Below are 24979 nucleotides of genomic sequence, written 5' to 3'. Positions count from 1 at the left end.
TTCTGTTTGATTTGCCGCTCATCCCACATATTTGATCAACTGCATGAAGCCCAGGTCCATGTGCAATTGCTGATGGCAGTGCCATAGTGTATCGCCGGGGTTGTCCGCGACAAAATCGATAGCGACCGTGTCGAGCGGCATCACGTTGATGGTGTCCTTGCGAAGGCCGCTCATCTTCTGTTTGCCAATTTGCGCGACCTCAAAGGTGTGTCGGTGCAGATGGATCGGATGCTGATCACCGCTGCCGTTGCGCAGCAGCAGCCTGTATCGCTTGCCTGCTCGGACTTCAATCGGATCGATCTTTGGCCACGACTGATTGTTGATCGTCCAATAGTCGAACTGGCTTCCCTTTATTGGGCCAATGTCGCGGAAGGTCAGCGTAATCGTCTCATCCGGCGCTGTGGCCGGAGTCGTGTTCGCAAACTGTGCGTAATCCCACTGCGCCGGCGCGGGATCGCGCCATACGGGCGCGCCTTTGCTGCCGGCGTATTCCACCACTACGCCAAGGCCCATCTGTCGCGAGTCCGCAAGCGTGGAACCAAGCACCCACACGCCGGGTGAGTTCATCTCCACGATTGCATCCACGCGCTCCGCAACAGCTACGCTCAAACGCTCCACGGATTGAGGGCGCGGAACGGGATTTCCGTCCATCGCCAGCACTTTGAAAGTGTGTCCCGGCAATGCAAGCTCCACGTTCTCTGTCGCGCTTGCGTTCAGAATGTGCATCAGCACGCGCTGGCCTTGCTTCACGCGAAGCGGCTCACCAGCGCCGAGTTTATGCGCGTTGATCGTGGCATGCTGGTAGCCCACATCTGAACCTGCGGTCAGTGGAGCGTTCGCGCTCACCTGCCGCATCGTCTCCACCATGGGAACAAAGCGCGGCTCCCAGTGATGAATCGCCAGAAATATCTCCTGATCGAATTTTCCTTCGGCTTGAAATCCGTTCCGGCCTTCCACCATGAGAAAGCCGAATTGTCCGCTGTATGTTGCCTGGCTCAGATCGCTGCCAGCGCTGGCATGTGTGTGATACCAGCGCGTCCCGGCAGGCTTTGGCGTAAACGCGTAACGCTGCTGCCCGCCCGGCGCAATCATCGGCGAGCCTTCTTCCATCGCGCCATCATTGAGCGAATCAATCGCGAGCCCGTGCCAATGGACGATATCCTGGTTTACGCTCGCATTTGCCACATCGATCGTGACGGGAACGCCCTCACGCAGCCTCAGAATCGGCCCGGGGACCTGGCCGTTGTATGTCGTGGTTTTCACCGTCACGCCGGGAGCAATCTCCAGCGTGCAGGGCTCAATGCGAAGCGAGTAGCCAGCTTTGCCGATTGCGGCTTTGGGAGCGGCGCGCAAAGGTAAGGCCGTGGCTGCAATAGAACATGCTGCTGTCTGGAGAAATTTACGCCGTGTAAACATGAGTTCGATTTGAGTCGATGCGATTGTTACACGGCGATGCGTTGGAGTGAAAGCAACTATAATCGCATCGGCCTGAACTGTTCGCCTGCGTACAGGTTCCATCATTTCCGCACAGAGCCTCAACGTACTGCAGGAGTTAAACGTATTGAAAACCTGGAGTTGCTCCGTCGTTCGATTGGCACAGCGATTGCTCGAAATCCTTAAAGATTACTATCCCGGATATGAAAATCCGGGTATAGGAGATATGTTCATGGTCCGTCGATTAACCGTTGCGTGGATTTTAGTGGCAGTTGCAGCATTCACATTCCATTTGAAAACAGCGGCACAAAACACATCTCCGGCGAAGTTTGCTCTCGACCGGGTTGACGCACTTGAGATTCACAATGTAAAGGCGGAGGTTGTCACATATCGCGACAAGAAGGCAATCAAAATCGTGGACGGCGCTCCCGCATCCGGAGACGATACAAACAGCATTGCGATCGTGAAAGGCACTCTCTTGAAAAATGGCTCGATTGAAGTAAGCCTGAGCGGGGATACAGTCCCCGATGCACCTGCGAATCTGCGCGGCTTTGTGGGGATTGCGTTCCGTGTAAGCAGCGATGCCTCACGTTATGAGTGTTTTTATCTGCGGCCGAAGAATGGACGCTCGGAAGATCAGCTTCAACGAAATCATTCGGCACAGTACATTTCGGTTCCCGGATATCAATGGGACAAACTGCGCAGCGAGCATCCCGGTCAGTATGAGACGTACGTAGATCTTATGCCGGGAGAATGGACGAAGTTACGAATTGAATTTAATGGAAGCACCGCGAAGCTCTACGTCCATGATGCAGATCAGCCAGCGCTGATTGTTCACGATCTGAAACAACCTGTAGCGGCTGGCTCCGTAGCGTTGTGGGTTGGCCCAGGAACAATTGCCCATTTCTCAGATCTCACGATCAGACAAACGGGCGATTGATTCACCTGGTATGTGTGGAACTACTGGCTTTGCCGAGCGGCCAGAAACCGCTCCATGAACTTGGTGTCGAACTCGCCTTTGCGGAAGTCCTCATCCTCGAAGATTGCCTGATGCAGCGGAATCGAGGTCTCGATTCCCTGCACCACAAACTGGCTCAGCGCGCGCTGCATGCGGTTCATGGCTTCCTCGCGGGTGTCGCCGTGAACAATCAGCTTGGCAATGAGAGAGTCGTAATACGGCGGCACTACGCCTTCAGCATATTGCGCGGTGTCCACTCGTACGCCATTGCCGCCGGGAACATTAAATGCCGTAATGCGCCCCGCGGAAGGCGTAAACTTCACCGGGTTTTCGGCATTGATGCGGCACTCGATCGCGTGTCCACGAATCTCCAGTTTGGCCGGCAAAATATCGCTCAGCTTCTCACCGGAAGCAATTCGCAACTGCGCCTTCACCAGATCGATGCCCGTGATGAACTCCGTCACAGGATGCTCCACCTGGATGCGCGTGTTCATCTCAATGAAGTAAATCTGTCCGTCCTCATCCATGAGGAATTCAACCGTGCCGGCGTTCTGATAGCCGATCTCCGTGAGGCAGCGGCGAAGAGTTGCATCGATCTCCGCGCGAATCTTCGGCGTCACCTGCAGCGACGGCGCTTCCTCAATCAGCTTCTGATGCCGCCGCTGAATGGAGCACTCGCGCTCAAAGAGAGTTCTGACGTCGCCGTGCTCATCGGCCAGCACCTGGAACTCAATGTGCCGCGGCCGCTCGATGAACTTCTCCATGTACAGCTCGCCGTTGCCGAAGGCATTTGCTGCTTCGGTCGATGCGGCGTGATAAAGATTCGGCAGCTCTTCGGCAGTGCGAACAATTCTCATGCCGCGCCCGCCGCCGCCGGCCTTGGCCTTGAGAATCACAGGAAAGCCGACCTTCGCAGCCCATTCGAGCGCGTCTTCTTGTGAATCCACCACGCCATCAGAGCCCGGCAGAATCGGCACCTTGGCCTTCTTCATCGCCTGGCGGGCTTTTTCCTTCTCGCCCATCAGCCGCGTTACTTCAGGCGGCGGTCCGATGAACTTGATATTCGATGCGCGGCAGACTTCGGCAAAGTTCGCGTTCTCGCTCAGCAGGCCATAGCCCGGATGGATCGCATCCACATTGGCGATCTCTGCGGCGGAGATCACCGCGGGCACATTGAGATAGCTATCCGCTGGGCGCGGCGGGCCAATGCAGATGGCCTCATCGGCAAAACGCACGTGAAGCGAGTTGCGGTCCGCTTCACTGTAGATCGCAACCGTGCGGACGCCGAGTTCCTTGCAGGCATTGATGACGCGTAGCGCAATTTCACCGCGATTGGCAACCAGAACCTTGCGAAACATTCTTATCCTTTAGAACAAAGGGCGCGCTTACGCCGTGCGAACCGAAAATAACGGCTGGCCGTACTCTACCGCCTGGCCATTGGTTACCAGCATCTTGACGATCTCTCCGGCAGCGTCGGACTCGATCTCGTTCATGAGCTTCATGGCCTCCACAATGCAGACCACCTGCCCCTTTTCCACGCGCTCTCCGGGTGAAACAAACATCCCCGCTCCAGGCGAAGGCGAACCGTAAAAGGTTCCCACAATCGGCGACTTGATGATATGCAGGTTTTCTTCTGCAATGGGGGCAGGAACCGCTGCTGGCGATGGGGACGTTACTGAAGCGGCAGCAGACACAGGAGGAAACGCAGCCACGGGCGCGACCGATGGAGTAAATGCAACCACCGGAGCCACGGGCTGCGCAAACTTGAGCCGGACCTTCACATCTTCGCGCTCAAGCTCAAACTCGGCGACACCATGTTCCTTGAGGAACTCGATCAGTTGCTGCAGATCCTGAATATCTTCTTGTTTCATTCGTTCCTTCTATCTTAGTGGCCCACAAGGGCAAAAATCTCTTTAAAGCTCAATCAGGGTCTTGGGCGCAGGGGTAAAAATCTCACCTCCCGCGCGCGTTACTGCCACCATATCCTCAATGCGGATGCCGAACTGCCCTGGCAGATAAACACCCGGCTCGATTGTCACCACCATGCCGGCCTCAAGGCGAGTGGTTTGCCCGGAGGCGATGCGTGGCGGTTCGTGAATCTCAATACCCACGCCGTGGCCTGTCGAGTGCGAAAACGCCTCGGCCAGTCCGGCATGTCGCAGCACGCTTCTTGCGGCTTCGTCCACGTCGCCGCAGCGTACTCCTGCCGCGACAGCTTCCACCGCAGCCTGCTGGGCTTCGAGAACCGCCTCATAAGCGGCTCGCTCATTTGCCCGTGGCGTGCCAAAGTACACTGTGCGGGTCATGTCGCTGCAATAACCCTTGTGGATTATACCGAAGTCGAGGGTAAGAAAGCCTCTGCGAGGGAGGCGTGCTTCCGACGCATGTCCGTGCGGAAGCGCCGACCGTGGTCCCGAGGCCACGATCGTGTCAAACGACATTCCTTCCGCGCCTGCCATGCGAGCCGCATGTTCCAGCTCCGCCGCAACTTCCACCTCGCGCAAGCCGGGCCGCAAAACACTGAGAATGTAATCGAAAAGGCGCGACCCGATCAGCGCCGCCTCGCGCAGGATTGCCAGTTCAGCTTCATCCTTCACCAGGCGCAGCGGCTCTATCAGCGGATTTGGCAGCGCAGCAAAAAATGTTCGCCGCAGGCGTGCCGGAAGCGCTTCTCGCCATCGCGCGAGCTCTGCCACCGTAGTATGCATCGGATCAAATCCCGCGGACTCCGATGCCGGTTGCGCAGCCAGCCATTCCACGGCGGCAACAGCAGCTGCGCGGGTAATAATCTCCACGTCCACAGCCTTTACTTCCTCAGTTGCCTGCGTACGATAGCGCCCATCGGTAAACAGCCGTGCCCTGCGGCCTGTAATCGCGAGCGCCGCACTCGATCCGGTAAAGCCGCACAGATAGCGCACATCCGGAAGATGCGTTATCAGCAGCCCCGACAGTCCGGTGCGCCTCAGTTTGCGGCGCAGATTTCCGATACGGCGCGAGTAATCCACCCGGTCAGTTGTATCACGCGTGGCCTCCTTTACAATCGCAGCCATGCGTGCAGCCAGCACCGGCCCAGCCGGAACAAACCAGCCGAACAGCTCTCCGCAACTTCAGCGAAAGCTCACGCTGCTGCCAGCCACCGCTCTCAACATGATTGACATGGTCGGCGTAGGCCCTTTTGCCACGCTGCCGCTGATGGTCAAAGCGATGGGTGGATCGCTCGCATTGCTCGGTTGGATCGCGGGCGCCATCATCGCCATTTCCGATGGGCTCATCTGGGCGGAACTCGGTGCGGCACTGCCTAAAGCCGGCGGCACGTATGAGTATGTAAAGGAAATCTACGGGCGCGAAAAGTTCGGCAGGCTGCTTGCGTTTCTCTTCACCTTCCAGCTCATCTTCACCGCGCCTGTCTCCATCGCTACCGGCTGCGTTGGCCTGGCCGGGTACGCCTCTTATATCTTTCCGTCCCTGCGGCACGTATTCTTCAGCCGCTCGCTTGGCTTTCACTTGCTCGGCGATGTCACACTGAAGCTCGAGATCTCCGGCGCCACACTGGCCGCAATCGCTGCGGCCTTGCTCGCCACCATCCTCGTTGCGCGCGGCATCGAAGGCATCGCGCGCATCTCAAAATACCTGTGGATCGGCGTTCTCGCCACATTGCTTTTTGTCATCTTCACGGGACTGACGCACTTCCGCGCCGGACTTGCCTTTCCGCAGGGTTGGGCGCATCAAGCTCCCCCCAATGGATTCCTGATTGGCTTTTCCGGCGCTCTGCTCGTTGCCCTTTACGATTACTGGGGCTACTACAATATCTGCTTCCTTGCGGAAGAGGTCGTCGATCCTCCGCGCACCATCCCGCGCTCCATGATTCTCTCCATCCTGATCGTGGGCGTGCTCTACCTGCTCATGAACATCGGCATCCTCGGCCAGTTGCCGGTTGCTGAAATGATCCGCATGACCGATGCGACCGCCGGGAACTATCCCGCGGCGCGAGCCGCACAGATAGCCTGGGGCAACTGGGGAGGCAATCTTGTTGCGCTTGCCGTCGTCTGGACTGCGTTTGCGTCAGTCTTCGCGCTGCTCACTGGCTATTCCAGAATTCCCTTCGCCGCCGCGCGCGATCACAACTTCTTCTCCGCCTTTCAGCGCCTGCATAAAACCAAAGGCTTCCCTGTTGTCAGTGTCGTGTTCATGGGCCTGCTTGCCGCTGCTCTATGCGTCTTTCAGCTCGGCAGCTTGATCTCCGCGCTCGTCATCGTGCGGATACTGATGGTTTTTCTCGTACAGGCTCTCGGTGTTGTCTACTGGCGCATGACAAAACCCGCCGCGGAGAGGCCTTTTCGCATGTGGCTTTATCCGCTGCCCGTGATCATCACGCTCGTCGGTTTCGCGTTTGTCTTCACAGATCCTGAACGGCAAAAGATCATGGCACGCGGCCTGGCATTGGGGCTGGCCGGAGTTGTCTTTTTTTTAGTGCGCGCATTTCTCCGCAAGCAATGGCCGTTCGCGCCGAAGCAAACGATTGTAGCGGAATAGGTATCGCTTCACCACGTGAAGCTCTTATTATTGCGCGCCGCGGCCCATCGCCTTGTCCGCCCACTGAATAAACCACTTCATATTCGGCGCGTCCGTATGACCGCCGTCATGCTGCCGCCAGGAAAGCTGTCCATCCAGCCACCCGGTGTTTACTGGAGGCATCTTCGCGGTGTGGTAATCCTCGGTCACCGGCAATCCCTTGGCTCCCAGCAGCCCAAATACGCGGCTCGCATCCACCGTCGCCATAAAGCTGCCCTCGTGGTCCAGCCAGTGCGCGTCGCCTTTCTCAGGAATGCCGTAACTGATAAAGGTAAGTCGTGGCGCACAGAGCGCAATCAGCTCATTCGAGTCCACCGGCAACTGGCCCGGATTGCCTGTGCCAAAGCTCGCATCAGACGCTCCGTACTTCATGAAGTTGCCGGCCATCCAGTGATACTCGCCCCCGGTCAGGCTCTCCACGGCCTCGCCGTAGTTGCGGCGCAGCAGAGTGGCTCCGCCCTTGCCGGAGGAGCCGACCAAGACCATGTAGAAGCGCTGATCGAAGGCCATCGTGATCAGCGCGGCCTTGCCGTAGCGAGAAACGCCGTCAATGCCCACATGCTTGGCATCGACTGACGGATCGGTCTCCAGGTAATCCAGCGTCCGGCCGGCTCCCCACGCCCATGCGCGCAGCGCGCCCCAATCCTCTGGCTTGCGCGGCTGACCTTTGTTCACCAGGCCAATGATGCCCCGAGTCAATCCAGCACCATTGTCGGCTTGTACCGACGCGGGATCCAGGAGAACAAAGCCCCATCCCGCCGCTACAAGCTGCCATGGATTCGGCGGACCGCCGTCTTCATTTAACTGTGGAGGCGTAAAAAATGGCGAGTTACTGAACGGCATCCACGCCGGATGCTCGTCGAAGACCTTTTGCAGGCGCGGGTCTTGCTGAATCAGGACTGTCTTCATTGCAGCGTTCAGCTCAGTCATTGCTTCGCCGCGTGGCTCATTGGGTTTGGGAAATCCCGCAGGCCCGAACATGATCAGCGTCGGCACCGGACCCTTTGCATTGGCAGGCACCACCAGCGTGGCGTGAATCTTTACGCTGATGTCTGGATATGCCGAGCTGTCCACCGTGCCGATCAGATCCTTGGCAATCACTGGCGTAAAGCCGATCATCTCGTGATCCACCGTTGCCGACCACGTGACCTTCGGTACATTGTTCGGGACCCGGCCATAAACATACTTCGAATACAGCTCTACGATCTCAGGACGACGCTTATCCCACCATTGCTGGGCCGTCGTCACCTTGTCGCCGTTGTTCATCGTCAGTGGATCGGGAATATTCGGATACGGATTGGCCTTGGACTCGTCGTAGTTGGCGTGATTGGGAGCCTTTTCATTCCCGCTCGGTCCAGGGCGCAGAGCCTTGATGCCGAGCTGGTCCATCATGTTCTTCTGGTCCTGGTCCGATGTGAACGTGACCGGTGCGGGACTGCTCTGGCTAAATGCAGCAGTTGTAGAGACAAGCATCAGCAAAACAGGTATCGATTTCAGCACCAGACGCACGACAGCCTCCGCGAATGATATTCTTTCTGCGCCTTCAGAAAAGCGATTTATTCAGGCGATTCATCCTACACGGTCCTACATGAAAATTGCACATCACGCGAATCAATCGTTGGCAGCGGTACTGCTGCTCCTGTTCGGCGCAGCCTGCGGCAGAGCACAAGCCGGTAACTGGATCGTCTCATGGGGGACTTCGCAGCAGATCCCCGAACCGGCAAACGCGCTACCTGCGGATGATCTTCGCGACGCTACGGTGCGGCAGATCGTCCATCTCTCGGTTGGCGGTCCCACGCTGCGTGTCCACGTCTCAAACGCGTTTGGTACAGACGCTCTGCACCTTACCTCCGTGCATATCGCGCGTCCTGTCTCGCCGTCCGCCTCGGCCATTGACCCGGCAACCGATAAAGCGCTCACCTTTGCCGGAAAGAATGACGTCATTGTCCCGCCTGGAGCGGATTTTGTTTCCGATCCGGTCGATTATCCCGTTGCTCCTCTTAGCGACCTTGCCGTAAGCCTGCACCTCGACACGCCGCCTGCCCGCCAGACCAGCCATCCCGGCTCGCGCGCCACCACGTATTACGTCCACGGCGATGCTGTCGCCGCGGCAAATCTCCCGGACGCTAAGCACGTGGACCACTGGTATCTGCTTTCGGATATTGACGTAGCCTCGTCAGCCAGGGGATCGGCTGCAATTGCCGCGCTCGGTGACTCCATTACCGACGGCCACGGCGCGACGACCAACGGCAATGATCGCTGGACTGACGTGCTCGCCGCGCGCTTGCAGGCAAACAAGAAAACGCGCGATATCGGCGTTACCAATCAGGGCATCGGCGGCAATCACCTGCTCACCGATGGCAGCGGGCCCAATGCGCTGGCCCGCTTTGATCGCGATGTGCTTGCGCAGGCCGGCGTGAAGTGGGTCATTGTCTTTGAAGGAGTCAATGACCTCGGCGGACTCACCGTGCAGCATCCGATTTCGCAACAGGAGCATGACGCCTATGTAGCCCGCGTCATCGCTTCCTATCAGCAGATGATTGCCCGCGCCCATGCGCACGGAATCCGCATCCTCGGCGCGACCATCACTCCCTATGTCGGCGCCGGGCACTACCATCCGGATGCAATCAACGAAGCAGACCGCCAGGCTGTGAATTCATGGATTCGGGCGGCGGGACATTTCGATGCGGTTGTCGATTTTGACGCTGTTCTCCGCGATCCGCAAAACCCCGATCGCATGCTTCCCGCTTACGACAGCGGAGATCATCTGCATCCAGGGCCAGCCGGTTACAAAGCCATGGGAGAAGCGATACCGCTCAATCTCTTCAAAAAATAGTCCTCCGCGGCACGGAGGCGGATTTTACCGGCGCTGTTCTGTTCGATTTTGAACACCGAATGCGGCTTTGAACAGTTACAGAACGTAACACTCGCGTAAACGGCTGATTATAAAAGAGAATTTCTCTCCCATAAGTGGAACTTCGCGTGCTCTCCAGCGTACGTGCAACTGTGCTTTCTGGAGGAATGGATGAGAGTTCTCATGCAGGATGTGATGTTCGCGCTGCGGCAGCTTCGTAAAACGCCGGGTTTTACCATCACGGTTCTTTTAACTCTGGCTCTCGGCATCGGCGCTAACTCGGCCATCTTCACGCTGGTCAACGCCATCCTCATGCATGATCTGCCGGTCACCGATCCCAGGACTCTAGTCCGTATTGGCGACAACGATGACTGCTGCGTGAACGGCGGCTGGAATGACAGCGGCGATTACACTCTTTTCGACACCGACAGCTATTACATGTTCAAGAAGAGCCTGCCGGAGTTCGAGGAGCTGGCGGCAATGGAGTCCGGTTACGCATGGCGGCCCATCACCGTTCGTCGAGCCGGACCACAGACCTTGGCGAAATCCGTCATGGCAACCTTCGTCTCCGGCAACTACTTCCGCGTCTTTGGCCTTTCGCCCGCCGCAGGCCGCCTATTTGTGGACTCCGACGACCAGAAAGGTGCGCCCGTCACTGCCGTGATGAGCTACGAAGCCTGGATGCAGGATTACGCAGGCGATCCCTCCGTTGTCGGCAGCAGTTTTTACATCAATACCAAGCCTGCCACCGTCATCGGCGTTGCGCCGAAGGGCTTTTACGGCGACCGCATCGACACCAATCCGCCCAAATACTTCCTTCCCATGAATGTAATGGACCCCGTTATCGGTGCGCCGTACTTCAACGATCCCGACTCCCGGTGGGCCTACATTATTGGCCGTGTAAAACCGGGAACCTCCCTGCCCGCGCTGCAGTCCAAGGCCAGCGCACTCCTCAAACAGGAGTTTGCGCCGCTCAAGACATTTACCGATCAGCGCGCCCAGAAGGCTCTTCCTCATACCCACGTAGTGCTCACGCCCGGCGGAGGCGGCATCCAGAATATGCAGGATGACTACAAAGACCACCTCAAACTGCTCAGCTGGATCGCAGCAATGGTGCTTCTGGTCGCCTGCGCCAATATCGCCAATCTGCTTCTGGTCCGCGGCATGAGCCGCCGTGCGGAGCTCTCCATCCGCTCGGCCCTCGGCGCGCAGCGCAGCCGCATTGTAGGCCAACTGCTTACGGAAAGCGTGCTTCTCTCCGGCCTGGGCGGCCTGCTTGGCCTTGCAGTCTCCTACCTTGGTGCGCGCGCATTGCTCATGCTGGCATTTCCCGACCAGCACAATATGCCGATCAACGCTTCGCCGTCGCCGTTGGTCATCGGCTTTTCCTTCGGGCTCTCGCTTGTTACAGGCGTCCTCTTCGGCCTGGCTCCGGCACTGATGGCCGCACGCACGCAACCAGCCGAGGCGCTTCGCTCCAATGCCCGCACCACCGCGCAGGGCGCATCTTTACTTCAGCGCGCTCTCGTCGTGCTGCAGGCTGCGCTCTCGCTCGTGCTTCTCGTCGCCGCCGGCCTCTTTGCGCAGAGCCTGGGCAAGGCTGAGGGTGTGGACATGAAGCTGGATACGACGAACCGCTACATTGCACACATCAATCCACAGGCGGCCGGCTACAAAAACACTGAAGTAGGGCCGCTTTACCAGACCATAGTGGACCGTTTTCACGCCATTCCGGGCGTGCTCAAAGTCGGCCTGGCCACCTATACCCCCATGGAACAGAACAACTGGAGTTCCGGCGTAAAAATTCAGGGCGAGAATGACACCAACAAGGGCGCTTCATGGGTGAAAGGCACCCCAGAATACTTCGATTCGGTGGGCACGCATATAGTCGCGGGCCGCGGATTCACTTCACAGGACACCCTCAACGCACCATCTGTGGCAGTCGTCAATCAGGAGTTCGTGAAGCAATTCTTCGGCAAGCGCAACCCGATTGGCCATCGCTTTGGCTTCTCCGGTCCGAACAAGACTCCGCAGGATGGAGCGCATGAAATCGTGGGCGTGGTGGAAGACACCACCTATTCCAGCATCTACTGGAAGAACCATGCCATGTACTTCCTGTCGCTCACACAACCGGCCGGCATTCCCGATGCCGACAATCCTCTCGACAAAGACCAGTCCACGTACGCCGGCGCACTGGTCATCCAGACGGCCCACCCCATTCCCGGCTTTGAAAAAATTGTCGGCGATACCCTGGGGAGCATCAATCCCAACCTCACTATTGTGAAGTTCCAGACCTTTCAGCAGCAGATCGACGATCGTTTCACCGAAGAGCGCCTCATCGCGCGCCTCACTTCCCTCTTCGGCCTGCTCGCTTTGCTGCTCGCCGCCATCGGGCTTTATGGCGTGACTGCGTACACCGTCGTTCGCCGCACGCCGGAGATCGGCATCCGTATGGCTCTTGGAGCCGCACGCACGCGGGTCATCGGCATGGTCATGCGGGGAGCCATGCTGCAGGCCGTCATCGGCCTCGCCATCGGCGTTCCTGTTTCGGTCTTCTGTGTGCGTTACGTCAAATCGCAGCTCTACGAGATCACCAGCGTCAATACGTCCGTCATGGCGGGCGCCATCGGCGTACTGATTCTCGCCGCGGCAATTGCGGGTTTCATCCCTGCGCGTCGCGCCGCCTCCATTGACCCTGTGAAAGCGCTGCGCGTCGACTGAGTTCGACGCGCGGCGTCTGCAACCAACAGATACACTGAATGTCACCAGCGAACCATTCAACCCAGGCGCAGGCTTTGGCCAATGGTTCGCTGCTTTCCTGGGAAAGGGAGACATTCATGAAGACGGACAGGTTTGTAAAGCTGCTTTTACTGCTGATCGCGGTCGCAACCTCGGCCATTGCCATACGCCCGTACCTTGCTCCAGCAACAGTCAAAGCGCAGGATGGCACGAGTCCGTATCCGTTCTATATCGAACCCGGCACTTACATGCTGCGAGCGCCTGACGCCAGCCGCCAGCTGCTCGGCAAGGTTGTAATAGATATGCGCAATGGAAACGTGTGGGGATTTCCTACGAACACCTCGGACCCCTATCCCTCAAGCCCGGCAAGCAGCGCCCCGCTCACATCGCATCCGTTTCTGCTGGGCAAGTTTGCGTGGTCCGATGTCGATAAGGCGAATCAGTCAAAATAGACAGGCGGAAGAAATTCGCCTGTCTAGAGCATCTCTCCCGAAGATATAAAGTTCGTGCGCCCCACCCTCGCCGCGTATTTGTCTTTGCGGCCAGGCTGGGGTCGCTCTACTGCAAGAGGAGAAATGCCCTATAACACGGCCTTTACCGGCTTTTTCTGATCCGGACCCACGGCTCCGCTGACATTCATGCCGGACTGCTGATCCATCCATTCATCCAGCCGCGAACGCTTGAAGCGCCAGCGATTGCCCAGTTTAAAGGCAGGCACAAAGCCCTCGGATGCGTACTTATACAGCGTATCCGGAGATATGCCCAGGTAGTCAGAGGCCTGGCGGATGTCCATGACCTCGCGCACCTCGGGAACCAGTAGATTGGAACGACGTGCTGCCGCATTATTCATGGAATTCCTCCAGAGTAAGTTGCGCCAGACGGGGAGCCAATTCGCTTTCTGGCCGGTGTTCTTGTATATAACGCGGTTTCATCCGGTAATTCAAGGATTTTTTCCGGCTTTTCCAGTAATTTTTTGCTGGATAGACCGCAGCAGCCGAACCATGGATCGGCCAGAATCCGGGAACCCCGGCTATCTTGAGATGCTGCATCGGGCGAGCCGCAAGATATTGGGCTGTTATGTCGAATGGTGCGTCTTTCGGGCGGGCCTATAGTACGTTCCGCCACCAGGCGGACGGTTCGCTGCTCAGGTATTTGGTCTTGTCGCCGCGCGAAAGGTAAAAGTCCAGGTGCTCGTCCGGGCGGTAGGTCGAGCAATCGGGCCAACTGGCATCCTTTTCGAGATGGGTGCGGTCGTTGTGGCCGTCAACCAGCGTAATCTCTACCGGGGAACACTGGATCACGCGCTGCGCCTTCAGAGCAAACGCCGTTCCCGGCGGTGCTGCCGGAGGCACCTGATTGGCAATCTTTGTGAGCAGAAGGATAAATGCGAACACTGCCACAAGAATGGCGATTCTCTTCATAACCAAGGTCCAACTGTCTCGCAATATACCGCTTCAGCCTGAATATCGGCTGTTTTTTTGATCTCTCAAGTCAGAGCGGGGAGACACGTACAGAGTACCGCATTTGTCTGAAACAAATGCGGTACGGAGGGGGTAGAAACTTGACACAAGTGTGTTACGAGCCCTAGTTTTGCTGGTTTGGCTGCTGGCTCCCGCCGTTACTGCCAGTAGTGCTGCTGCCGGTAGTACCGCTGCCACTATCGCTTCCGCTACCCTGCTGGCCGCTCTGCTGCCCCTGATCGTCGCGACGCTTGAGCGTCGGGCGATCATCGCCGCTGCCCGATGATCCGTCGCTTGAATTCGGGTCGGAGCCTGATGCTGTGCTGGCGCGGCGCAGCGATGGCTTCTTGTCCTTCGTATCCGTCAGCCTGCGCTTATTCTCGATGCGGGCCAGGCGCGCCTTCACGTCGTCAAACTCCGACGTGGTAACGGTGTACTCGTCGCGCGGCGGCAGAATCCGGGCAATCTCTTCCTGAGAATGCAGAATGCGGTCAGGCGTCTGCGGATGGTCGGAGAATGCCTTGGCCACCAGTCCGGGCTTGCGCTTCTCCAGCGCTTGAACCTTCTCAAAGAAGGCGATAAACGCCTGTGGATCGTACCCGGCGCGATACATATACTGCAAGCCCAGGTAATCCGCCTGCGCCTCAAACTCGCGGAAGAAGTGCAGGAAGGTCATCGGTATGCCGATATTGGCCGCTTCGTAGATGCCGTATCCCGTCCAGCCGCCGATAAAGATCAACGGAATGGTGCCGATCTGCGCGTACTCCGCCCTGGTCATCTCGCGCGCCGTATGGTGTGCGCAAACATGCGCTGTCTCATGCGCCATGACACCGGCCAGTTCGGCCTCCTCATCGGCGTTGAGAATCAGCCCGGAATTGACGTAGAAGAAGCCGCCGGGGAGCGCCATGGCATTGATCTCGTCCGAATCGATAACCTTGATCGTGAACGGAACCTTGCAGTCTGAGTTCTTTACGATGTTCTGGCCGATGCGGTTGACATACTCGGTCACCACCGGGTCGGTAATGAATTTTGTGCTCTTCTCGATATCCATCGAGGCGGCCTTGCCCATCTTGATCTCGGTATCGGTGGAGAACCAGTTGCCCAGGCCGCGTCCGCCAATATCGCGATTGCCGACCGCGCTCACGTCGTCGATGCTGCCCGGCTTGACATTGATCTTCTGGCTGCCCGGCTCCACTACTTTTTCCGGATCCACGTTGACCGTGGGGGATACATCGCCATTCACAGGCGCGGTGCCGGGCGCGGGATTCTTCTTGTCTTTATCCTTGTCCTGAGTCTGAGTGCTCTGGCCGGCGCTCTGATTGGCGGGCTGTGCCGAGGGCTGCGTATCTCCGGCTACCGGCGTGGTGCCCGGATCGGGAGCGGTGGATGGCGTAGGAGTAGTGGATGGCGTGGAGGGAGGCGGGCTCGGCGGCTGTGCCGGAGTCTGCGTTTGAGGAGCCTGCTGCGCGTATGCCGCTGTAGCCAGCAAGACTGCCAGCGATAGAACAATTCTTTTCATTGCCCCGTGCCTCATGGCACACCTCCGCTTGAGAATACACCCTCTTCGCTCGACACGTTAGACGTTAGTATCCCCCTTTTGGCATGCATGCGTGGAATATATTCGCACCCCTGAAGTCTTCATTTCGATCCTGTGAAACCAAATACGGCTCATTTTCGTTTTAGCTTGTAAGGAACTGGCCAATCTGCCCGGAGTGGATGAATCTGATTCCTCACCCTGGCTGGCATTTTGCGTCGCAACCTGTCTGTTAGAGTGGAGTCCACAAGGGAAATGAAGCGAAAGCCACTTCTGTACCTATGCTTGCTCGCCCTCGCACTGCTGGCTCTGTGCGGCAGTAGCAGTGCGGCAGCGCAGGCGTCATCGGACCCTCCACAACCCCATCCGCATCCTCACGGCGGACCACCGGGGCCGATTCATGCCTTGAATCATCTGCTGGCTCCGCCGCCTGGGCAACGTTCGCCCGGCAAGGGTAAAACCGACACGCCGCCCGATGAACCGATCCTTCTGGACGCTACCCACATCGGCGTCCCGGTGATGTTGGCCAGAGGCTGGCGCGTGGGCGTATCGGGCAGCGAAGCCTCCGCGTCTGACTTTGACGATTCCAACTGGGCGGTGCGCAATGCAGCCGAATCTATTGCCGATGTCGATGACAACTCCGATAAGAACAACGATAAGGGGCCCAGGAGACAGGGTCCGACTGACTTTGTCTGGTTCCGGCTGCATGTGAAACTCGCGCCAAACCACGGCCCACTCGCTCTGCTCATTGAGGTGCCGGTCAAGGAAGGCGCGTCTTTGAATGGAGTCGGCAACTTCAGTTCCGACGCGGTCGTTTTCGCCAATGGAGAAGAGATTCGCCCCGATGGACCGAATAATGTAACTCCGGAGCGCTACCAGTCCATTTCCCGCATGTACCACTTGCAGGTGCCTCCGGAAGAGACCGATCTCACTTTAGCCATTCGGACATTACATATTCCCTTTGGCTTGACGGCGTACACGCACTTCTTTGCCGCGCGCACGCTCCTGCTGGGCAGCCCGGAATCGCTGAATCGCTCGGTGGATTTATGGCGCGATCATAGCCTCTTTGAGCTGCTGCCCAAGCTGGTGAATTCGATTCTGCTAGTGGTCCTGGCGGGGTTTCTTTTTGCACTTTATTTCACGCAAAAAGGGCACCGGGAATATCTCTGGCTGGGTTTGTATGAGCTGGTGCAGGCGCCCATCAGCATCATCGACACGGCAGGAAGTTTTGCGTATATCGAAACGTTGCTCTATGCCGCCACCTTTGCCCAGCTCGTGACTATTTCTGCCTACCTATATTTTGAATTTCTGGTGGCATTCCTGGACCTGCATCGCCGCTGGACGGGCAAATTCAAGCGATGGTTCATCTATCTGCTCCGCTTCATCGCGCCTGTTCTGCTCGGCGTGGGTCCGCTCCTGTTTTTTGTTGAGCACGGCCGGCTCATTGACGTTCTGCTGGTAGTTGACCTGGTGGCAAGCATCTTCTGGATGCTCCTCTGGCTGGTCTTCTGCCTGGTTGTGCTCATCGCTGCCACTGCCCGGCGCAACTATGAAGCAGGTCTGCTGTTGATTCCGCTGCTGCTCTCGTTCGTTGGACGGATCGAGCCCATCTTTACCTCAGGCATGATGGACACCAGCGGCCATCCTTATCATTCACCCCTCACGGTTTATGCCGGCCCTGTGCCCATTCACTTCGCTTCGATTGCAGATTTTGTCGGCCTGCTCACCATCGTGCTCATCATCTTTGGCCGATTCGTCCGCATTCAACGTACCCAGGAGCGTGCCTCAAGTGAACTAGCCGCGGCACGCAGCGTGCAGGAGTTGATGATTCCCCAGGAGAAAGTCCAAACACCTGGCTTTGAGGTGGAATCGGTCTACAACCCTGCTGCCGAGGTTGGCGGAGACTTCTTCCACGTCGAAAACACCCCCGACGGTGGAATGCTGGTTGTCATTGGCGACGTGGCCGGAAAAGGCCTCAAAGCTGCCATGAACGTCTCCATGCTGGTAGGTGCTCTACGCGGCGTGGATGTGCATAGTCCCGCCAGAGTTCTGCAATCGCTGAACAGGGCAATGGTCGGCAGCGACAGCTTCACTACATGCCAGGCGGCATGGTTCGGCCCAAACGGCGAGCTTGTCATAGCCAATGCGGGTCATTTGCCGCCTTATCTCAACAGTCAGGAGATTGCCATTCCTGGTGGCCTGCCGGTTGGCGTACTCGCCGACGTCACGTATGACGAGATACGCCTCTTTCTGCATCCCGGTGACCGAGTGCTCTTTCTCTCGGACGGTGTCGTCGAAGCTCGCAGTTCTTCGGGTGAGCTTTTTGGTTTTGACCGCGTGCATAATCTCAGCAATCAGTCAGCTTTCTACATCGCTGATGCCGCCAAGGAGTTCGGCCAGGAGGATGACATTACTATCCTCACCGTCCGTCGCCTCGCGCCTGCTGCTGTAGCTGCGTGATTTCAAGGCCGTGCTAGACTAGCTTAAGCTAGCTTAAATTGAGGTTTCCATGCTTGAAGTCGGCGCATTTGAAGCAAAGAATACCCTCGGGACACTCCTCGACCGCGTCGAAGCCGGTGAAGAAGTCCGTATCACGCGCCATGGCCGGCCAGTGGCAAGGCTTGTGCCGGACGCGAAACGGGATATTGACAGGGCGCGGGAAGCCGCGGCACGCATACGCGAGCGGGCGAAAGAAAATAACCTGGGTCCGTTCAATTGGGAAGAGTGGAAGGCCTATCGCGATGAAGGCCGCCGTTGAGTCTCGTTCTGGATGCTTCCGTTACACTGGCCTGGATTCTACCCGGCGAAAGAACGCTAAAGATTGAATCCGTGCTTAAGACCGTTGTAACTCATGGCGCTGTTGTTCCGGAACTCTGGCGTATTGAAGTCGCTAACATTCTGTTAGTAAGTGTTCGCCGTTCAAGAATCACGCCGGTATATAGAGATGAATCGCTGGAAGACCTGAACGACCTTGCTATCTCCGTTGACAACGAAACCAACCTACATGCGTGGTCGCGCACCCTCTCCATTGCTGACAAGCACAGCCTCACACTTTATGACGCGGCCTATCTGGAACTTGCACTGCGGCTCGCATTGCCGCTTGCTACGCTTGACATTCAATTGCGGCGCGCTGCGGAAACGGAAAAAGTTCAACTTCTCGGCGCATAAATGACGGATTGAAAAAGCAAAAGCCCCATCCGAGCGAATGGGGCTTTTCTACTTCATGTCACGCGGCTCAAATCAGTCGTAATACTCCAGCCCAAGGTGCGTAATCAACCCTTCGCCCTTGATATGCCGCAGCGTGTTCTTCAGCTTCATCGACTGAATAAACAGATCGTGCTCCGGGTACAACCCCTCAGCCGTCTGCGGCGATTTCAGGTAGAAGCTCAGCCACTCCTGAATGCCAAGCGAAGCCAGCTCCGGCGTACGCTTCGCCAGGTCAAGGAACAGCACCAGGTCAAGCGCAATCGGCGCGGCAAGAATCGAATCGCGGCACAGGAAATCCACCTTGATCTGCATCGGATAACCGAGCCATCCGAAGATGTCGATGTTGTCCCAGGCTTCCTTGTCGTCGCCCGCCGGCGGATAGTAGTTGATGCGAATCTTGTGGTAGATGTCCTTGTACAGATCCGGGTACAGATCCGGCTGGAAGATGTATTCCAGTGAGCCCAGCTTCGACTCTTCCTTGGTCTTGAAGCTCTGCGGCTCGTCCAGCACCTCGCCGTCGCGGTTGCCCAGAATGTTCGTCGAGAACCATCCGCGAACACCCAGCATGCGAGCCTTGAAGGCCGGTGCCAGCACAGTCTTCATAAACGTCTGGCCGGTCTTGAAATCCTTTCCGCAGATCGGCGCGGAGTTCTTCTTAGATAGCTCAATCATCGCGGGTGTATCTACCGTCAGGTTCGGCGCGCCATTGGCAAACGGCACTCCCTCGCTCAGCGCTGCGTAGGCATAAATCTGCGAAGGCGCAATGCCCTCGTCGCTGTTCTCGAGACCCTTCTCAAACGCCTCAATCGACTGGTGAACCGCAGACGGCTCGAGGAAAATCTCCGTCGAACCAGCCCAGATCATCACTACGCGGTCCACTGTCTTCCTGAAGTTGCGAATGTCTTCAATCACCTGCTCTGCAAGGTCCTTCTTGTTCTTGCCCTTCTTTACGTGCGTGCCGTTCAGGCGCTTCACATAGTGCTGATCAAACACCGCGGGCAGCGGCTTGATCGTCTCAAGATACGGCTTCAGTTGCAGCAGCAGATCCTTATTGAGCACCGCCGCGTGCGCCGCGGCCTCATACACGTTGTCTTCAAAAATATCCCAGCCCGTAAAGACCACATCGTTCAGATCCGCCAGAGGAACAAAGTCCTTAATCAGCGGCGAGGTGCCATCCGTGCGCTTGCCCAACCGGATCGTACCCATCTGCGTCAGCGAGCCGATCGGCTTCGCAATCCCGCGCCGCACAGCCTCTACACCTGCAATCATCGTGGTGGCCACGGCGCCTAGGCCCACCACCATTACTCCCAGCTTGCCCGTCGCGGGCGCTATGCTCTGCACTTCCTTGCTCGACATCGTTACTCCTCGTCCTTCCTGTCTATTCCAGCGCGGCTTTTTCGCATACCGTACTGTTTCAATTCGCCTTCATGGCCAAACACGTTAGTGTATCGCGTCAGGCCCCTTGCTTTCCCTGCGGGCGCGCTGCACATGCGTCCATACAAACCACACACCGGCCACCAGGATCAGCACAATGATCGCCGTGTGGAAACGATGAAAATATTCGTGAAATGGTGAGTGCGGATCATCCCACTGCTCACCCAGCTTCATGCCCGCATACGCCAGCGCCAGGCACCACGGCCACGATCCGATAAATGTGTACAGATGAAACTTCCCCTGCGGCATCTTCGCAATACCTGCGGGAAACGCAATAAACGTTCGGACGACCGGCAGCAGCCTGCCAACCAGCACGGTAGCCGAACCGTATTTCTCAAAAAACTGCGTCATGCGGTCCAGGTCGTGCCGGCTCATCAGCACCCAGCGCCCATAGCGCTCCACCAGCGGCCGTCCGCCCTTGGCGCCAATCCAATACGCCACCACAGAGCCCAGATTGCATCCGATCGCACCCGCCGTCGCCGTCCACCACAGGTTCAGGTGTTTGAGGTACACCAGGTAGCCCGCAAACGGCATAATGATCTCAGAAGGCAGCGGAATGCACGCCGATTCAATTCCCATCAGCGCGGCAATTCCGGCATACCCGCCGGCATCTATCACACTCGTTACAAAGTGAACAAGAAAGGCAACGATCTTATCGCTCATGCGTAGTTTTCAGTATAAAGGGTTCTTCGCGGACGGCGAATGCCCGCCTCACGGCAGGTTGTGTGAAAAGGACAGACTCGTTGCGGGTACTGGCTCGGTTTGAATTGTTTTGTAACAGGGCACGCGTTTACAGCTTGCTGAAAAACTAAATCGCACCAGCTTTGTAACAGGGCACGACTTTAGTCGTGCCGAAAATCCGGCTGATAAAGTCTTTGGGCTTTAGCCCCTGCGCGATTTTTCAAACTGAGTCATTACCTCGTTGCGCTGTTACGATGAATAGTCACATAAAGATAAAGAGGTGCTCGTTTTGTCCGACTTTCCTCCCGTTCCGCTCACGCTTGAGGGCTCCGCCGTACTCCATCAGTTCTTCCGCTTCGACTGGAAATCATGGCGGGCCTTCGCGGATACCTCTTCATACAGCGAGTCCTACTCGGAGAGCGAACGCAAGAAGATCGTCGTCGAGTTCATCGCGGTATTGCACAACCTTGAGAAATCCGCCGACGGCAAAGTTCAGTCCGCGCTGTTTTCGCAACTCGGCCATAAGGGTGACCTGATCTTCATGCACTTCCGCGACTCGCTCGAAGCATTGAATCAGGTAGAGCTCACACTAGCGCAAACCCGCTTCTACGACTTTCTGACGCCGGTGCACTCCTACGTCTCCGTCGTCGAACTAGGGCTATATGAATCCACGCGCAAGACGTATGAGGCCGCCGCCGAGAAGAGCCTCGTACAACACTCGCCGGAGTGGAACGCTGAAATTGCGGAATCGCTATCGCGTGCAAGCGCGGCTATGGCTCCACGCCTCTTCCCTGCCGTGCCTGATGCGAAATACCTCTGCTTCTACCCCATGGACCGCAAGCGTGACGAGCAGAAGAACTGGTACACCATCCCTTTTGCTGATCGCCAGCGCATGATGCACGACCACGGCATGATCGGCCGTCGCTATGCGGACCAGGTGCGCCAGATCATCACCGGCTCCATTGGCATGGACGACTGGGAGTGGGGCGTGACGCTTTTTGCAGAAGACCCCGTCGTCTTCAAAAAGCTCATCTACGAGATGCGCTTTGATGAGGTCAGCGCCGACTATGCGCTCTTTGGGCAGTTTTATATTGGGCTACGGTTGCAGATTGATAGGCTCAGCGACTGGCTCAGCGGAAAGCTCTAGTTCTTTGTTATGAGAGGTCAACGATGGCGCTGACGGTTGACGAACTCGAACGCGGCAGATGGATAGCCGAGAAGCTTCAAACTCTGATTAAGTGGCACGAACGGTAGGTCACGGCTTCAGCCGTGACATAAATGCAGCAAAATCAATGCGGCTTTAGCCGCTGAGGTATGCTTCACGGACTTAATCAGACCTTCCCTAGCTGACTTGTGGGGTGCGATTTGCGGGTATGACAAACGACCGGAGACCGAGCAGAAGCACATCGCAAACGCGTTTCTGCTAGCTTGTCTCCTCGATTATCGGAGAAGAGACAAGATCGACGATCCGTGGAATGCCGTCTACAAATTTTTTGAGAACGGCCCTGAATTCCGGGATGACCTGTGGCGTAAGATTTACGAAACTCCCGAGGAGGAGTGGCGCTCAGATTTCGCCTTCAGGCGACACAAGCTCCACAGGGAGCGCCCGCCGCACAACCGCCTATGGCCTATTGCTGAAGCAATTACATACTGGTTCGATGGTGATGCCCGGCTCATCTGGAAGGACAAAGATGCTTTCAGCACGCTGGCTCGGCTTCACTGGATTGGCGCTGGAGAACAAATCTCCCGCATGATAGTTGGTGCGCTCAAGGACTGCGGCTATGTCAAAGGCAAGGGCGACCCGAAGGCCGACGTTCGTATCTGCCGCGTCATCGGCCGCAGCATTCTCGGCGAGGCAATTCCAACCTCCAGGCCATTCTCTGCTATCCGCATCTGCCGCGAGATACATCCAGACGACCCATGGGAGTTGGACGGCCCACTCTGGCTCTTGGGCGAGAAGACCTGTACTTCGATAGCGCCAGACTGTGACCGATGCTATCTGCGCGAGAGATGCGCATACTTTCAAAAAAACCGCACTATGTAGCAATCATGGCAAAGCCTACGCCGCATTCAAAATAAGCTTCTTCCCCAGCGCGCGCAGCGCAGCATCGATGCGATCAATCTTCGTGGCGTGTTTCAGGTCGGTCAGCCGGTTTACTTCCTGCTTTGTTGTTCCGATGCGCCGCGCCAGCTCAATCGGCCTCACCTTCTGGCTCAGCATTTCATTCAGCAGCAGAACCTTTGCCGCTACGCTCACAGGCAGTTCCACCAGAACCTGTCCACGCTTGGGCTTCGACGGCATCGGCACCGGGCGCTGGTCCTCAAAATAGAAGTCCATTGCCAGTTCCAGCACTTCTTTCGCCATCTCCAGCGCCTCGGCGCGGTCTTTGCCACAGGTAATTGCTTCCGGAATATCTGGAAACGTAACCAGAATCGATTTCCCGTCCTTACGAAGATTTGCCGGGTAGCCTTGCATAGCTCTAGAGTACACAATTTTGTTTACATGCATATATATGGGTACTGGTTTCCCGGAGGGAGCAGGGGCCTTCAGGCCCCTGAAACAGGGATGCAAAATAACGCGGCTTTAGCCGCGGGCCTTTCGTTTATCCTTCCGCCATGCGCCTCGCACCGCAGGAAATCCGCACCTATCTCGTCACCTCTGTTACGGCTCAACGCCGCTCTCTCTTTCAGGTCACAGCCAGCGCAGAGATCTTGCAGCAAACAATCTTCGACTATCGCGCACAAGGCAAGTTTTTACTGCATGCATTTGTCATCATGCCGGACCATTTCCACGCGATCATCACACCCGCTCCGGAAATTTCTCTGGAAAAGGCCGTGCAGTTCATCAAAGGTGGCTTTTCGTTTCGATTTAAAAGCAAACTCGACGTGTGGATGAAAAGCTTCAACGAGAGCCAGATTCTTAATGAAGATAAATTTAGGAATGCCGTCCTATATATAGAGCAGAATCCTGTGCGGCGCGGGCTTACATCGTTACCGGAACAATATCCCTATAGCTCTGCTGCGAGAGTTTCTCTCGATCCTATGCCTGAACATTTACAAGCCCGGGCCTAAAGGCCCGGCATACTGCCGCATCCATTTCAGGGGCCTGAAGGCCCCTGCTCCCTCCGCTGAGATAGCATGAACTCAATCGAGATCATCATGCCCGCAACCAGCACCGCCGAAAAAAAATCCCCCTCTAAGAAAACTGCTCTGAATAAAGCCGTTGCCAACCACGGCGACCTCTCTCCCGAACGCGTTGCCGCGATCTTGCACGGCCTCGATGAAGCCTATCCTGAAGCCATCTGCGCGCTCGATCACAAATCGCCTTGGGAGTTGCTGGTGGCGACGATTCTTTCGGCGCAGTGTACCGATGTGCGGGTAAATATGGTCACACCCGCTCTCTTCAAGCGCTTCCCTACTCCTGCGGCGATGGCGAAGGCTACGCTGCCGGAGCTTGAATCCCTGGTGCGGACCGCCGGGTTTTATCGCAATAAGGCGAAGTCGATTCAGGGCGCGGGAAAGACCATTATGGAAACATTTGGCGGCAAGGTTCCGCAGACGCTTGCCGAGCTGATCACCGTTCCCGGCGCGGCGCGCAAGACGGCGAACGTGGTGCTTGGCGTCAGCTTTGGCAAGGCTGAGGGCGTTGTTGTGGACACGCATGTCTTTCGTATCTCGCGGCGTCTCGGATTGGCGAAAGGCGATACCCCACAGAAGGTGGAGCAGGAGCTGATGCACATCATCCCGCAGGATCGCTGGATCAGCTACTCGCACCAGATCATTCATCACGGACGCAAGGTCTGCATCGCCCGCAAACCCAAGTGCCATGAGTGCAATCTGGAGCAGCTCTGCCACTCGAAAGACAAAACCTGGCATTCCTGAAAAATTCTTAAAATAGTTTGCACAATATATAGTCCGTTTGTGCCACAATGATTTCAAGTTGAAAAAGGCCCGAATCCATTGCGGATTTGGGCCTTTCGCTTTTGAGGCTGTACAGTTGCACAGTTCCGGAATGAAGATCGCATAAAGATTCAAATAAGGACTGTGCAAACGTCTCCAATAACCACAAAATAAATTACTTAGGATTCAGCATTGCACAGGATAAC

At 56.9% G+C, this 24979-nt stretch carries 24 protein-coding genes; 12 read left to right on the top strand and 12 right to left on the bottom strand.

Features of this window, described 5'->3' with window-relative positions; genetic code table 11:
- Positions 1 to 18: 18 nt before the first annotated feature.
- On the bottom strand, positions 19 to 1521 hold the full coding sequence (locus tag ABSG47_RS11680; RefSeq protein WP_424169863.1) for a multicopper oxidase family protein: 1503 nt from the start codon (positions 1519 to 1521) through the stop codon (positions 19 to 21).
- A gap of 82 nt (positions 1522 to 1603) precedes the next feature.
- On the opposite strand from ABSG47_RS11680, the gene ABSG47_RS11675 reads away from it, so the two are divergent.
- Positions 1604 to 2374, top strand: a complete 771-nt coding sequence (locus ABSG47_RS11675; protein WP_424169862.1) for a hypothetical protein — start codon at positions 1604 to 1606, stop codon at positions 2372 to 2374.
- A 20-nt stretch (positions 2375 to 2394) separates the two neighbouring features.
- Here ABSG47_RS11675 and accC read toward each other — a convergent pair whose 3' ends face one another.
- The 3 genes from accC to ABSG47_RS11660 are packed head-to-tail and all read right to left on the bottom strand — an operon-like array spanning position 2395 to position 5442.
- Positions 2395 to 3750 (bottom strand): acetyl-CoA carboxylase biotin carboxylase subunit, encoded by a 1356-nt coding sequence (gene accC / locus ABSG47_RS11670; protein ID WP_424169861.1) that lies wholly within the window; start codon positions 3748 to 3750, stop codon positions 2395 to 2397.
- Positions 3751 to 3777: 27 nt separating this feature from the next.
- Positions 3778 to 4263: an acetyl-CoA carboxylase biotin carboxyl carrier protein gene (accB, locus tag ABSG47_RS11665; RefSeq protein WP_424169860.1), complete on the bottom strand. Its 486-nt coding sequence runs from the start codon at positions 4261 to 4263 to the stop codon at positions 3778 to 3780.
- A 42-nt stretch (positions 4264 to 4305) separates the two neighbouring features.
- Positions 4306 to 5442 (bottom strand): M24 family metallopeptidase, encoded by a 1137-nt coding sequence (locus ABSG47_RS11660; RefSeq protein WP_424169859.1) that lies wholly within the window; start codon positions 5440 to 5442, stop codon positions 4306 to 4308.
- On the opposite strand from ABSG47_RS11660, the gene ABSG47_RS11655 reads away from it, so the two are divergent.
- Positions 5441 to 6925, top strand: a complete 1485-nt coding sequence (locus ABSG47_RS11655; protein ID WP_424169858.1) for an APC family permease — start codon at positions 5441 to 5443, stop codon at positions 6923 to 6925. The genes ABSG47_RS11660 and ABSG47_RS11655 overlap by 2 nt on opposite strands.
- 27 nt (positions 6926 to 6952) lie before the next feature.
- Here the strand turns inward: ABSG47_RS11655 and ABSG47_RS11650 are convergent, their stop codons facing one another.
- Positions 6953 to 8473, bottom strand: a complete 1521-nt coding sequence (locus tag ABSG47_RS11650; RefSeq protein ID WP_424169857.1) for a glucuronyl esterase domain-containing protein — start codon at positions 8471 to 8473, stop codon at positions 6953 to 6955.
- A 79-nt stretch (positions 8474 to 8552) separates the two neighbouring features.
- Here ABSG47_RS11650 and ABSG47_RS11645 point away from each other — a divergent pair, with 79 nt between their 5' ends.
- The 3 genes from ABSG47_RS11645 to ABSG47_RS11635 all read left to right on the top strand — a co-directional run bounded on the left by ABSG47_RS11645 (position 8553) and on the right by ABSG47_RS11635 (position 13009).
- Positions 8553 to 9800, top strand: a complete 1248-nt coding sequence (locus tag ABSG47_RS11645) for an SGNH/GDSL hydrolase family protein (RefSeq protein ID WP_424169856.1) — start codon at positions 8553 to 8555, stop codon at positions 9798 to 9800.
- Between the two features lie 189 nt (positions 9801 to 9989).
- The gene (locus tag ABSG47_RS11640; protein WP_424169855.1) at positions 9990 to 12539 is read left to right on the top strand and encodes an ABC transporter permease; all 2550 of its coding nucleotides are present in this window, start codon (positions 9990 to 9992) and stop codon (positions 12537 to 12539) included.
- Positions 12540 to 12655: 116 nt separating this feature from the next.
- A complete protein-coding gene (locus ABSG47_RS11635) occupies positions 12656 to 13009 on the top strand; it encodes a hypothetical protein (protein WP_424169854.1) in 354 nt (117 codons plus the stop codon).
- A gap of 128 nt (positions 13010 to 13137) precedes the next feature.
- On the opposite strand, the gene ABSG47_RS11630 is transcribed toward ABSG47_RS11635, so the two are convergent.
- The 4 genes from ABSG47_RS11630 to ABSG47_RS11615 form a co-directional block, all read right to left on the bottom strand.
- Positions 13138 to 13407, bottom strand: coding sequence for a helix-turn-helix domain-containing protein (locus tag ABSG47_RS11630; RefSeq protein ID WP_424169853.1), 270 nt, complete (start codon positions 13405 to 13407; stop codon positions 13138 to 13140).
- Positions 13400 to 13606, bottom strand: coding sequence for a hypothetical protein (locus tag ABSG47_RS11625; protein ID WP_424169852.1), 207 nt, complete (start codon positions 13604 to 13606; stop codon positions 13400 to 13402). Before ABSG47_RS11625 ends, ABSG47_RS11630 begins: the two co-directional genes overlap by 8 nt.
- A gap of 57 nt (positions 13607 to 13663) precedes the next feature.
- Positions 13664 to 13978: a hypothetical protein gene (locus ABSG47_RS11620; protein WP_424169851.1), complete on the bottom strand. Its 315-nt coding sequence runs from the start codon at positions 13976 to 13978 to the stop codon at positions 13664 to 13666.
- A gap of 163 nt (positions 13979 to 14141) precedes the next feature.
- A complete protein-coding gene (locus ABSG47_RS11615; RefSeq protein ID WP_424169850.1) occupies positions 14142 to 15536 on the bottom strand; it encodes a M48 family metallopeptidase in 1395 nt (464 codons plus the stop codon).
- Positions 15537 to 15806: 270 nt separating this feature from the next.
- Between ABSG47_RS11615 and ABSG47_RS11610 the strand changes: the two genes are divergently transcribed.
- The 3 genes from ABSG47_RS11610 to ABSG47_RS11600 are packed head-to-tail and all read left to right on the top strand — an operon-like array spanning position 15807 to position 18719.
- Positions 15807 to 18011, top strand: a complete 2205-nt coding sequence (locus tag ABSG47_RS11610) for a PP2C family protein-serine/threonine phosphatase (RefSeq protein WP_424169849.1) — start codon at positions 15807 to 15809, stop codon at positions 18009 to 18011.
- A 49-nt stretch (positions 18012 to 18060) separates the two neighbouring features.
- A complete protein-coding gene (locus ABSG47_RS11605; RefSeq protein WP_424169848.1) occupies positions 18061 to 18309 on the top strand; it encodes a type II toxin-antitoxin system Phd/YefM family antitoxin in 249 nt (82 codons plus the stop codon).
- Positions 18306 to 18719, top strand: coding sequence for a type II toxin-antitoxin system VapC family toxin (locus tag ABSG47_RS11600; protein ID WP_424169847.1), 414 nt, complete (start codon positions 18306 to 18308; stop codon positions 18717 to 18719). The genes ABSG47_RS11605 and ABSG47_RS11600 overlap by 4 nt, the downstream gene beginning before the upstream one ends.
- Before the next feature lie 72 nt (positions 18720 to 18791).
- On the opposite strand, the gene ABSG47_RS11595 is transcribed toward ABSG47_RS11600, so the two are convergent.
- Entirely contained in the window at positions 18792 to 20114 is a 1323-nt protein-coding gene (locus ABSG47_RS11595; protein ID WP_424169846.1) for an inositol-3-phosphate synthase, read from the bottom strand.
- Between the two features lie 84 nt (positions 20115 to 20198).
- On the bottom strand, positions 20199 to 20855 hold the full coding sequence (locus tag ABSG47_RS11590) for a DedA family protein (RefSeq protein WP_424169845.1): 657 nt from the start codon (positions 20853 to 20855) through the stop codon (positions 20199 to 20201).
- 307 nt (positions 20856 to 21162) lie between these two features.
- On the opposite strand from ABSG47_RS11590, the gene hemQ reads away from it, so the two are divergent.
- Together hemQ and ABSG47_RS11580 are read left to right on the top strand one after the other, a co-directional pair.
- Entirely contained in the window at positions 21163 to 22020 is an 858-nt protein-coding gene (gene hemQ, locus ABSG47_RS11585; RefSeq protein ID WP_424169844.1) for a hydrogen peroxide-dependent heme synthase, read from the top strand.
- A 204-nt stretch (positions 22021 to 22224) separates the two neighbouring features.
- Positions 22225 to 22917, top strand: a complete 693-nt coding sequence (locus ABSG47_RS11580) for a hypothetical protein (protein ID WP_424169843.1) — start codon at positions 22225 to 22227, stop codon at positions 22915 to 22917.
- Positions 22918 to 22932: 15 nt separating this feature from the next.
- On the opposite strand, the gene ABSG47_RS11575 is transcribed toward ABSG47_RS11580, so the two are convergent.
- On the bottom strand, positions 22933 to 23349 hold the full coding sequence (locus tag ABSG47_RS11575; protein ID WP_424169842.1) for a type II toxin-antitoxin system HicB family antitoxin: 417 nt from the start codon (positions 23347 to 23349) through the stop codon (positions 22933 to 22935).
- Between the two features lie 140 nt (positions 23350 to 23489).
- On the opposite strand from ABSG47_RS11575, the gene ABSG47_RS11570 reads away from it, so the two are divergent.
- The gene (locus ABSG47_RS11570; protein ID WP_424169841.1) at positions 23490 to 23945 is read left to right on the top strand and encodes an REP-associated tyrosine transposase; all 456 of its coding nucleotides are present in this window, start codon (positions 23490 to 23492) and stop codon (positions 23943 to 23945) included.
- A gap of 66 nt (positions 23946 to 24011) precedes the next feature.
- Positions 24012 to 24755: an endonuclease III gene (gene nth / locus ABSG47_RS11565; RefSeq protein WP_424169840.1), complete on the top strand. Its 744-nt coding sequence runs from the start codon at positions 24012 to 24014 to the stop codon at positions 24753 to 24755.
- The last annotated feature ends 224 nt before the right edge of the window (positions 24756 to 24979 follow it).

It is taken from the genome of Occallatibacter sp. (assembly GCF_049510455.1).
In the GTDB taxonomy this organism is placed as follows: Bacteria; Acidobacteriota; Terriglobia; order Terriglobales; family Acidobacteriaceae; genus Telmatobacter.
This window is presented reverse-complemented; position numbering and strand designations above follow the sequence as displayed.

Bases quoted from the DNA above. Each gene is read 5' to 3' on its own strand.
- ABSG47_RS11680 (WP_424169863.1), bottom strand. From the start codon at position 1,521: ATGATGGAACCTGTACGCAGGCGAACAGTTCAGGCCGATGCGATTATA.
- accC (WP_424169861.1), bottom strand. From the start codon at position 3,750: ATGTTTCGCAAGGTTCTGGTTGCCAATCGCGGTGAAATTGCGCTACGC.
- accB (WP_424169860.1), bottom strand. From the start codon at position 4,263: ATGAAACAAGAAGATATTCAGGATCTGCAGCAACTGATCGAGTTCCTC.
- ABSG47_RS11655 (WP_424169858.1), top strand. From the start codon at position 5,441: ATGCGTGCAGCCAGCACCGGCCCAGCCGGAACAAACCAGCCGAACAGC.
- ABSG47_RS11660 (WP_424169859.1), bottom strand. From the start codon at position 5,442: ATGGCTGCGATTGTAAAGGAGGCCACGCGTGATACAACTGACCGGGTG.
- ABSG47_RS11645 (WP_424169856.1), top strand. From the start codon at position 8,553: ATGAAAATTGCACATCACGCGAATCAATCGTTGGCAGCGGTACTGCTG.
- ABSG47_RS11640 (WP_424169855.1), top strand. From the start codon at position 9,990: ATGAGAGTTCTCATGCAGGATGTGATGTTCGCGCTGCGGCAGCTTCGT.
- ABSG47_RS11635 (WP_424169854.1), top strand. From the start codon at position 12,656: ATGAAGACGGACAGGTTTGTAAAGCTGCTTTTACTGCTGATCGCGGTC.
- ABSG47_RS11630 (WP_424169853.1), bottom strand. From the start codon at position 13,407: ATGAATAATGCGGCAGCACGTCGTTCCAATCTACTGGTTCCCGAGGTG.
- ABSG47_RS11625 (WP_424169852.1), bottom strand. From the start codon at position 13,606: ATGCAGCATCTCAAGATAGCCGGGGTTCCCGGATTCTGGCCGATCCAT.
- ABSG47_RS11620 (WP_424169851.1), bottom strand. From the start codon at position 13,978: ATGAAGAGAATCGCCATTCTTGTGGCAGTGTTCGCATTTATCCTTCTG.
- ABSG47_RS11615 (WP_424169850.1), bottom strand. From the start codon at position 15,536: ATGAAAAGAATTGTTCTATCGCTGGCAGTCTTGCTGGCTACAGCGGCA.
- ABSG47_RS11610 (WP_424169849.1), top strand. From the start codon at position 15,807: ATGAAGCGAAAGCCACTTCTGTACCTATGCTTGCTCGCCCTCGCACTG.
- ABSG47_RS11605 (WP_424169848.1), top strand. From the start codon at position 18,061: ATGCTTGAAGTCGGCGCATTTGAAGCAAAGAATACCCTCGGGACACTC.
- ABSG47_RS11595 (WP_424169846.1), bottom strand. From the start codon at position 20,114: ATGTCGAGCAAGGAAGTGCAGAGCATAGCGCCCGCGACGGGCAAGCTG.
- ABSG47_RS11590 (WP_424169845.1), bottom strand. From the start codon at position 20,855: ATGAGCGATAAGATCGTTGCCTTTCTTGTTCACTTTGTAACGAGTGTG.
- ABSG47_RS11575 (WP_424169842.1), bottom strand. From the start codon at position 23,349: ATGCAAGGCTACCCGGCAAATCTTCGTAAGGACGGGAAATCGATTCTG.
- ABSG47_RS11570 (WP_424169841.1), top strand. From the start codon at position 23,490: ATGCGCCTCGCACCGCAGGAAATCCGCACCTATCTCGTCACCTCTGTT.
- nth (WP_424169840.1), top strand. From the start codon at position 24,012: ATGAACTCAATCGAGATCATCATGCCCGCAACCAGCACCGCCGAAAAA.